The 738-nt window shown below is 47.6% G+C and carries 1 protein-coding gene; it reads right to left on the bottom strand.

Annotation, left to right across the window (positions count from 1 at the left end; translation table 11 throughout):
* Positions 1-451: 451 nt before the first annotated feature.
* Positions 452-738, bottom strand: a 287-nt coding sequence (locus tag H9Y05_RS16245) for an immunoglobulin domain-containing protein (RefSeq protein WP_216714915.1), incomplete at its 5' end; no start/stop codon positions are given.

Raw genomic sequence — 738 nt, 5'->3', positions numbered from 1 at the left:
TGTGCCTTCTTTTGTTGCTGTGAAACAAGATTCTCTCGGCCTTCTACCCACCCGCTTCTGTAGTTGTACTGGCCGTATAACCACAAGGATAGGATACCAGCTGCCGTGGTTAATGCGGTTACTTTCCAATTCATGGTATCCCCTTTCTTTATACGCTAAGCCCGGCGTAAGCCGGGCGTTAAACTCGTATATCTGTAAACCTTATACGGCGAATCTTAGTTAAATACTGAAAGCAATATAGCTCGGCCCTTCCGAATGCGTTCGCGGTTACGCTAGGGCGCTGCGGCGCCCGCTTCACGCGTCCGCACCGCGGTACGCTGAAAGCGTAGGTAGCGTAACATAAAAAATAATAGAAGTCTACTTTTTGAATAAAGTATTCCTGAATTTACATTGGTAAGGAATAACTGGAATAATGGTGTGTAAAATTAAGGCCCCTTGACGGGGCCTTTCGTTACTCAGGTTCTGAGACCTTAGCCGCTTTACTTACCACCGATACCCCGTCAGCATCTACCGCCCTGACGAAATACTCCCCCGGGTCTTTAACAGTTAGTTCACCCTCAACGTACGGGACGTTGATCACCTCTTTACCATTTTTAAACCATTGCAAATCGTAGGGCGCTTTGCCACCTTTCACGACAACGGTTAATTTTGCGGAACCGTCTTTCAATTCTACATCTGCTGGCTGTGTATCGAAGTACACATCACCTGCTCCGTCCAGATACGGCACTTCGTACAGGA

It is taken from the genome of Taishania pollutisoli (assembly GCF_014518315.1).
Taxonomy (GTDB): domain Bacteria; phylum Bacteroidota; class Bacteroidia; order Flavobacteriales_D; family Crocinitomicaceae; genus Taishania; species Taishania pollutisoli.
This window is presented reverse-complemented; position numbering and strand designations above follow the sequence as displayed.